Here is a 9,190-nt window from a genome sequence, read left to right as displayed (position 1 = left end):
GACGCTCCGCACCACCAGCACTGACGGTTACCGCAACACTTCTGCCTTGAGGAGGCACAGATCATGGGGGATCTAGCAATAGATTTCTGTGGCGAATGGTACGAGCCATCCGACGAGGACATCTTCAACATCGGCCGCGAAGGCGACCTCGAAGTGGACGACAACCCGTACCTGCACCGGCAGTTCCTGCAGGTTGCCCGGTACGACGGCATCTGGTGGCTCAGCAACGTCGGCAGCATGCTCTCCGCCACCGTGGCCGACGCTTCCGGTGGCATGCAGGCGTGGCTTTCCCCGGCGCCCGGATCCCGCTGGTGTTCAGCCACACCAACATTATTTTTACGGCCGGTCCAACCACCTACGAGTTCGCCGTGCACCTGAAGACGCCGTCCTTCCGGCAGGAAGCCCGTGAGGACAGCAGCGGCGGCGACACGACGATCGGACCGGTGGTCTTCACGGATGCCCAGAAGGCCCTGATCGTGGCGCTCGCCGAGCCGGTCCTCCGGCGCGAAGGCACCGGCTTCAGCACCATTCCGTCCTCGGCCGCGGCCGCCAAGACGCTGGGTTGGGCGCTGACCCGCTTCAACCGGAAACTGGATAACGTCTGCGACAAGCTGGACCGGGTGGGCGTCGTCGGGCTGCGCGGAGGCGGCGGCAAATTGGCCACCAACCGCCGTGCCCGGCTGGTGGAGCACGCCGTCACCACCCACCTGGTAACACCCGATGACCTGTACCTGCTGGAGAAGATGAGGGGCGTGGACGAAGGATGAGGATCCGCCTGACACTCCGCCGCGAGCCGGCCGACGCCAAGGACCTGGCCGTCACGGTGGACGGCCTGGCCACCGTGGCCGACATCGCCACCGTGTTGTGGGCTGCTGATCCGGACCGCAAGGGAACGCCCCCTCCGGAGAACCTCTCGCTGCGCATCGATGAAGCGTTCGTCGGCGCCGGCATCAGCGGAAATGTCCTGGCCCGCCAGGACAACCTGCTCGAGTCGGGCCTGCGCCCCGGCTCGGTGGTATCGCTGGCCCAGGTCAGCGAACAATTCCATGAGCCCGGCGCCGGCCGCGGACCGGCTGCGGCCACCTTGCGTGTCCTGTCCGGGCCCGACGTCGGCCGCGAATTTTCGCTGCCTACCGGTACCAGCTACATCGGCCGGGACCGGGACGTCGACATCCGCCTCACGGACCCGCTCACCTCCAAGCGGCATGCCCGGATCACCGTGGCGGAGGGCATCGAGATCGTGGACGCGAACTCCGCCAACGGCCTGCTGATGGATGGTCTTCCCGTCACGCGCGCAACCTTGAACTCCTCCGACACGGTGACACTGGGGGACACCACGATCACCGTGGTTCCGCTGGGCCATAACCATGCGGCAGCGCCGACGTCGCCCCTGGTGGACTTCAACAGATCCCCGCGGGTGGTGCCCCGCTTCGAGGTGCCCAAACGCGTGGTGCCCTCCGGCCCCAAACGCCCCGAAGACCACCCGTTTCCGTACATCATGCTGGTGGCCCCGCTGATGATGGGCGCCGTGATCTTCGCGGTCACGCAAAACGTGCTGTCCATGATTTTCATGCTGATGATGCCGTTGTTCATCGTGGGCCATTACGTGGACCAGAAGATGCGGACCAGGAAGCAGCAGAAGGAACAGCTCAAGCAGTTCCGGGCATCCATGGCGGCGTTCCGGCAGGACCTGACGGAACTGCAGCAGGTGGAACGTGCTGTCCGGCTGCAGGAAGCGCCGTCGGTCAGTGACACGGTGGACGCCATCTACAAGCTGGGCCCGCTGCTGTGGACCCACCGTCCGGAGCACTCCTCGTTCCTGGGCCTCCGGTTCGGGCTGGGCACGGCGCCGTCCCGCATCCCGCTGGAGGAACCCTCCAGCAATGACACCGAAGTCCAGTACAGCCGCGAAATCCAAGACTGCATCAAGCAGTTCAGCGAGATCGAAGGCGTTCCCGTGGTATCCCAGCTGCGGACCTCCGGTGCCTTGGGCATCGCCGGTGCCCGCGGCCTGGTGGACGATGTGGCCCGCGGAATGGTGCTGCAACTGGTGGGCCTGCACTCACCGGCCGAGGTTGTCCTCACCGCCATCACCTCCGCCCAGTCGCGCGGGCGCTGGGATTGGCTGCAGTGGCTGCCGCATGTCGGCTCGGGCCACAGCCCGCTGGGCGGGGACCACCTTGCGGCCGGCTCTGCCGGCGGATCCTCCCTGCTGGCCCGGCTTGAGGACCTGGTGGATGCCCGCGAAGCCGCAGCCAAGCGGTCAGGCCCGGAACTGCGCCCGGGCGTCGACCCCGCCAAGCACGACCTCGAAGAACCTGTCCTGCCCGCCGTACTGGTGGTCGTGGAGGATGATGCGCCGGTCGACCGCGGCCGGCTGACCCGGCTGGCTGAGCGGGGACCCGATTCGGGCGTCCACGTCCTGTGGGTGGCCACGGACATCCAGGCGCTGCCGGCAGCATGCCGGGATTTCATGGTGGTGGACGGCGACCACGGCACCACCACCGGACAGGTGCGCCTGGGCCGGCACACCTACCCGGTCAGCTGCGAGAGCGTGGACGCGGAGCTGGCGGCCCAGCTCGCGCGGATGCTGGCTCCCGTGGTGGACGTGGGCAAGCCGGTCAACGACGACTCCGACCTGCCGCGGGCCGTTTCCTACGCCACCTTGATCGGCAAGGACTTCCTGGACAACCCGCAGGCTGTGGCCGAGCGCTGGACCGAAAACAACTCCGTGCACGCCACCGCCGTGGCGAACCGCAAGGACAACGGCACCCTCCGCGCCCTCGTGGGTTCCAAAGGCATCGAACCGCTCTACCTCGACCTGAAGAATGAGGGCCCGCACGCCTTGGTGGGCGGCACCACCGGTGCAGGAAAATCCGAGTTCCTCCAGTCCTGGGTCATGGGCATGGCCGCTGCCTACAGCCCGGACCGGGTGAGCTTCCTCTTCGTCGACTACAAGGGCGGCGCCGCGTTCGCGGACTGCATCAACCTGCCGCACACGGTGGGACTGGTCACCGACCTTTCCCGCACCTGGTGCGCCGGGCCCTGACGTCCCTGCGCGCCGAACTGCACTACCGGGAACAGCTGCTGAACCGGAAGAAAGCCAAGGACCTGCTGGCACTGCAGCGGGAAGCCGACCCGGACGCACCGCCCTACCTGATCATCATCGTGGACGAGTTCGCCGCGCTGGCCAACGAGGTTCCCGAGTTCGTTGACGGCGTGGTGGACGTGGCCGCCCGTGGACGGTCCCTGGGCCTGCACCTTATCCTGGCCACCCAGCGGCCGGCCGGTGTCATCAAGGACAACCTCCGCGCCAACACCAACCTTCGCGTGGCACTGCGCATGGCCGACGAGGAGGACGCCACGGACATCCTCGGCGTCCCGGACGCCGCCTATTTCGATCCCGCCATCCCCGGCCGCGGCGCAGCCAAAACCGGCCCGGGCAGGATCCAGGGGTTCCAGACCGGTTACGCCGGCGGCTGGACCACGGACAAGCCGCAGCGGCCGCAGATCGACATCGTGGAGATGGCCTTCGGTTCCGGTCCCAGCTGGGAGGCGCCCGCGCCCGAAAAGCCTGTGGCGCAGGAGCCCGCCGGCCCCAACGACATTGCACGGATGACGTCCACGATCGTGCACGCGGCGGATTCGCTGGACATCAGGCCGCCGCGCAAGCCGTGGCTGGATGAACTGGCAAAGACCTACGACTTCTCCAAACTGCCCAACCCCCGCACGGACGAACAGCTGCTGCTGGGCGTTGCCGACGATCCCGTGCACCAGGACCAGCCCACAGTGTTCTACGAACCGGACAGGGACGGCAACATGGCCATCTACGGCACTGGCGGCTCCGGCAAGTCGGCCGCGCTGCGGGGCATCGCGATTGCCGCCGCAGTGACTCCGCGCGGCGGACCGGTCCACGTCTACGGCATCGATTGCGGCTCCGCGGGATTGCGGATGCTCGAGGAGCTTCCGCACGTCGGCGAAATCATCAACGGCGACGACGTCGAACGCGTGGGGCGGCTGCTGCGGCTCCTGCGCGACATCGCCGAGCTGCGGTCAGCGCAGTTCGCCGAGGTACGGGCGTCCACCATCGTTGAATACCGGAAGCTCGCGAACCGGCCGGACGAGAAGCGGATCTTCGTGCTGGTTGACGGCATGTCGGCGTTCCGTGAGGCGTACGAGCACAGCAAGCTCTCCGGACTGTGGGACATCTTCCTCCAGCTGGCAACCGACGGCCGCACCCTGGGCATCCACCTGGTGGTGACGGGCGACCGGCCAAACGCCGTGCCGGCCTCCCTGCTGGCCTCGATCCAGCGCAGGCTGGTCCTGCGCCTCTCTTCCGAGGACGACTACATTTCCTTGGATGTGCCCAGGGACGTCCTCACCGCCACCTCGCCCCGGGACGCGGGCTCCTCGACGGGCTCGAAGTCCAGCTGGCAGTCCTGGGCGGCAACTCGAACCTGGCCCTGCAGGCCCGCGAAGTCCACAAGCTCAGCGAAGCCATGCAGCGCCAGGGCCTGGATACCGCTCCGGGAATCGAACGGCTCCCGGACCAGGTGGACCTGGACGTCCTGCCCGCCGGCAGCCCTGACCTGCCCGTCATCGGCGTGGACGACGAATCGCTGCAGCCGGCCGAGGTCATGGCCCGCGGCCCGCTGCTCCTGGCGGGCCCGCCAGGTTCCGGGCGCACCGTTGCGCTGGTCACCCTGGCCTACGCATTGCGCCGGTCCAACCCCGCCACCGAGCTGATCTACCTCGGCTCCCGCCGCTCCGCCGTCGCCTCCCTGCCCATCTGGAACCGTTCCGTGGTGGGTCCGGACGACCTCGCCGAGGTGGTGGAGGACCTGGTGGAGCACTCCACCGGCAATCCCGGTTCGGTGGCCATCTTCATCGAAGGCCTCACCGAGTTCACGGACACCATCGCGGAATCGGGCATTGCCCAGCTGGTCACGGCGTCCCTCAAGGCAGACCAGTGGGTGATCGGCGAGTCCGAGTCCTCCACCTGGTCCTCGGCCTGGCAGCTTGCCCAGCCCTTCAAATCCGGCCGGCGGGGACTGCTGCTCAACCCGGGGGACATCGAAGGCGACAGCCTGCTCAACACCTCCCTGGGCCGGGTCAGCCCGGACTTCATTCCCGGCCGGGGCTACGTGGTGGGACGCGGCAAGGCACGGAAGATCCAGGTGGCATTGCCACCTGAAAACCGGGACTGAGCCGCCCGGGGATGGGCGGGGCCGCCGCAGCCGTTGATTTGCGGCCCCGCAGGGCGCTGTAGAAGACTACCGGGGACACCAGAAAGCCGCGGTGGGGGGACTGCGCGCAGCGAAAGGTAGCAATGGCCCCGTCCGCACCGGTTCTCCGCACTGTTTCGACGACGGCAACAGCAGCTGTCATGGCCCTGGCCTTTGGCATCTTCCCGACCGGCCCGGCGGCCGCCGCCACCCCGCAGCCTTCACCCACCCAGGCGTCGGGGACCCAAACGACGCCGGACTGCGGGCTGCTCTGCCTGCCCGTGCTTGCCAGCAGCCCGGACACCGGTCAAACCGGCCGGCCGCGCAAATCCAAGGACCCCGTGCCGCCGCCCGCCCAGCCCGCGCCTCCCCCCGCCGAAGCTCCGGTGCAGCCGCCACAGCCCGCCGGGCCGCCGGCGGCCACCGCACCCCAGGCCGACGCTTCGGTGCCGCCTGCAGACGCGGAAGCAGCAAACGACGGTGCGGCAACCGCCGTCCAGTCGGCTGACGCCGCGTACCGCCCGCCCACCGGTCCGTCCAGCGGGAAGGATTGGAACAGCCCGGTCACCCGGTCCGCCGCGCCAACCCAGCTGGCTGCCGTTTCCCCCGCCCGGGGCGAAGGCCCCGGGGGCCCGGCGCTCCTGCCCATCGCCCTGGGAACGGTGCTGTTGGCCGTAGCGGCCGGCGCGTTCGCCTGGTGGAACCGCAACCGGCTCCGGTCGCACTGACGCCGCCTCCGCGCCGCCCTGTCCCGTGCCGCGCCGCCCTGCCAAGGAAAACGTCGGAGGGGTAGGGCAAGATAGGTCTGTGAGTACAGGACCAGGACCCGCAGAACAGACCGCCGCCCGGACCGCGGCCCCGCACGAGCCCGAGGCCATCCCCACCGAAGCCCTCCGCGAGGAATACGAAAACCTCGCGGACCTGGTGCGGAAGTACCGGTTCGCCTACTACCAGGAGGATGCACCCCTGGTGTCGGACGCCGAGTTCGACACCCTCTTCCGCCGACTGGAAGAGATCGAGGCCCTGCATCCTGAACTGGTGGCCAATGACTCGCCAACCCAGGAAGTCGGCGGCGAGGTTTCCGCCGCGTTCGCCCCGGTTGAGCATCTGCAGCGGATGTACAGCCTGGAGGATGTCTTCTCGCTGGAGGAACTCGAAGCCTGGCTCAACCGGGCGGAGGCAAGCATCGGGAAGATCGGCGATGGCGGCACCAAAGCCGCGTGGCTGACCGAACTCAAGATCGATGGCCTCGCCGTCAACCTCCTGTACCGGGACGGAAAACTGGTGCGCGCGGCCACCCGCGGCGACGGTACCACCGGCGAGGACATCACCCACAACCTGCTCACCATCAAGGAAATCCCGCAGGAACTGCACGGCAGCGGCTTTCCCGCCGAGATGGAAATACGCGGCGAGGTTTTTATTCCCTCCAAGGCGTTCGCCGAATTCAACGACGCCCTGCTCGAGGCCGGCAAGGCCCCGCTGGCGAACCCCCGCAACGCGGCGGCGGGTTCTTTGCGGCAGAAGGACCCTGCCGAAACCGCCAAGCGGCCCTTGAAAATGTTCGTGCACGGCATCGGCGCCCGTGAAGGGCTTGAAGCCCGCAGCCAGTCGGAAACCTACCAGCAGCTCAAAGAATGGGGGCTGCCCGTCAGCCCGTACTTCGAGGTGCTGGCGGCCCGCGAGGACGTCCTGGGTTTCATCCAGAGGTACGGGGACCAGCGCCACAAATTGCTCCACGAAATCGACGGCATCGTGATCAAGGTGGACGATTTCGCCACCCAGCGCGCCTTGGGCAACACCACCCGTGTTCCCCGTTGGGCGGTGGCCTACAAATACCCGCCCGAAGAAGTGCACACCAAGCTGCTGGACATCCAGGTCAACGTGGGCCGCACCGGCCGTGTAACCCCCTTCGGTGTCATGGAGCCGGTCAAGGTGGCAGGATCCACCGTGGAAATGGCCACCCTGCACAACCAGGACGTGGTGAAAGCCAAGGGCGTCAAGATCGGCGACATCGTGATCCTGCGGAAGGCAGGGGACGTCATCCCAGAGATCGTTGGCCCGGTCCTGGCCCTCCGCGACCAGCAGGATCCGCCGGTCCGGGACTTCGTGATGCCCGCCGACTGCCCCTCCTGCGGTACCCCGCTGGCCCCCGCCAAAGAGGGCGATGTGGACGTCCGCTGCCCCAACTCCAAGTCCTGCCCGTCCCAGCTCCGCGAGCGGGTATTCCACGTGGCCGGCAGGGGGGCGTTCGACATTGAGGCCCTGGGCTGGGAAGCGGCCATCGCGCTGACCCAGCCGGCTGAACCTGAAGTGCCTCCGCTGACGTCCGAAGCATGGCTGTTCGACCTCACGCCCGAGGACCTGGCCGAGGTACGGATCCGCCGGGAGAAGAAGTCCAAGGGCGTCCCCACCGGGGAGTTCGAGCTGGTGCCGTACTTCTACAGCAAGGGCACCGCGAAGTCGCCATCCAAGCCAACCGCCAACACCCAGAAACTGTTCAAGGAACTGGAAAAGGCCAAGACGCAGCCCTTGTGGCGGGTTTTGGTGGCGCTGTCCATCCGGCACGTGGGCCCGCGGGCGTCACGCGCCCTGGCGCAGGCCTTCGGCACCATGGACCGCATCCGGGCAGCCAGCGAGGAGGAGCTCGCTCACGTTGACGGCGTAGGACCTACCATCGCAGCCGCACTCAAAGAGTGGTTCGCCGAAGATTGGCACGTGGAGATAGTGGACCGTTGGGCGGCGGCAGGCGTCCGCATGGAGGACGAACGGGACGAGTCCACGCCGCGGACCCTGGAAGGACTCACGGTGGTGGTGACCGGCTCGCTGCCCAACTTCAGCCGGGACGAAGCCAAGGAAGCCATCCTGCTGCGCGGCGGCAAGGCCGCGGGCTCCGTTTCCAAGAACACCAGCTACGTGGTGGCGGGAGAAAGCGCCGGGACCAAGCTGGACAAGGCCGAACAGCTGGGGATCCGGGTGCTGGACGAGGACGGGTTCCGGCAGCTGCTCGACGGCGGGCCGGCAGCCCTGGGCGACGCCGCACCCGGCGGCACTCCATCGGACGCCGACGCCGCGGACCAAGACAGTGCCGGCGACGCCGCACCCGACGACACCACCGTGGAGGAAAGCGCATGACGTCCGCTTCTGAACTGTTGGATGTGGCCCGGCAGGCCGCTGCGGCCGGTGCGCAGGTACTGTCCGGCCGGGACGGCAATGCCCTGGATCCCAGCAACAAAGGTGCGGCCGGGGACTGGGTCACTGCCTTCGACGTCGCCGCCGAGGACGCCGTGCGCGCCGTGATCGCCGCCGCCCGCCCCGGCGACTTTGTCACCGGGGAGGAACAAGGAACGACCCGCCCCGCTGAACCCACCGGGTACCGCTGGTCCATCGACCCGCTGGACGGAACCACCAACTTCATCCGCAACATCGTCTACTACGCCACCTCCGTGGCGGTGGCCGATGCCGACGGCGTCTGGCAGGCCGGCGTCGTCAACGCCCCAGCCTTGGGGCGGGTGTACTACGCCGCCCGCGGCCAAGGCGCGTGGCTGGAGGAGCGGGGAGCGCTCACCCGGCTGGAAGGGCCGGTTTCGGGCCGCACCGGGCAGATCCTGGCCACCGGGTTCAGCTACGAGCCTGCCGTCCGCTCCGAGCAGGCGGCAGCGTTCGCCACGCTGATGGACGGCTTCGCCGACGTGCGGCGGCTCGGCTCCGCTGCCCTGGACCTGTGCATGGTGGCGGACGGAACCCACGACGCCTACGGCGAACGCGGCCTGAACGAGCATGATTTCTCGGCCGGTGCCCTGATCGCCGAGGAAGCAGGCTGCTGGGTGCGCCGGCCGCGGCTGACCAGTCCGCTCGACGGCGGTCCCTCCGACGACGAGCGCCTGGACGCCTGGACCTGCGCGGCCGGGTTGGAACTGTCAGGGAAGTTTCCGCTCTAGGTGTACCGAGCCGGGCGTGCCGCCCCC

The 9,190-nt window shown here is 68.3% G+C and carries 3 protein-coding genes and 2 pseudogenes; all 5 read left to right on the top strand.

Going from position 1 to position 9,190, the window contains the following annotated elements:
- Window positions 1–63: 63 nt before the first annotated feature.
- The 5 genes and pseudogenes from ACX5I6_RS18330 to ACX5I6_RS18310 all read left to right on the top strand — a co-directional run bounded on the left by ACX5I6_RS18330 (window position 64) and on the right by ACX5I6_RS18310 (window position 9,163).
- Window positions 64–767, top strand: a pseudogene (locus ACX5I6_RS18330) (hypothetical protein).
- Window positions 764–5,207 (top strand): annotated as a pseudogene (locus ACX5I6_RS18325) (FtsK/SpoIIIE domain-containing protein). Before ACX5I6_RS18330 ends, ACX5I6_RS18325 begins: the two co-directional pseudogenes overlap by 4 nt.
- Before the next feature lie 122 nt (window positions 5,208–5,329).
- Window positions 5,330–5,953: a hypothetical protein gene (locus tag ACX5I6_RS18320; RefSeq protein ID WP_461841392.1), complete on the top strand. Its 624-nt coding sequence runs from the start codon at window positions 5,330–5,332 to the stop codon at window positions 5,951–5,953.
- A gap of 148 nt (window positions 5,954–6,101) precedes the next feature.
- Window positions 6,102–8,357 (top strand): NAD-dependent DNA ligase LigA, encoded by a 2,256-nt coding sequence (gene ligA / locus ACX5I6_RS18315; RefSeq protein ID WP_461841753.1) that lies wholly within the window; start codon window positions 6,102–6,104, stop codon window positions 8,355–8,357.
- Window positions 8,354–9,163, top strand: coding sequence for an inositol monophosphatase family protein (locus ACX5I6_RS18310; RefSeq protein ID WP_285248199.1), 810 nt, complete (start codon window positions 8,354–8,356; stop codon window positions 9,161–9,163). Before ligA ends, ACX5I6_RS18310 begins: the two co-directional genes overlap by 4 nt.
- The last annotated feature ends 27 nt before the right edge of the window (window positions 9,164–9,190 follow it).

Source organism: Arthrobacter sp. MMS24-T111, from assembly GCF_054888995.1.
The sequence above is the reverse complement of the archived record's forward strand: the minus strand, read 5'-3'. Positions and strand labels throughout refer to the sequence as shown.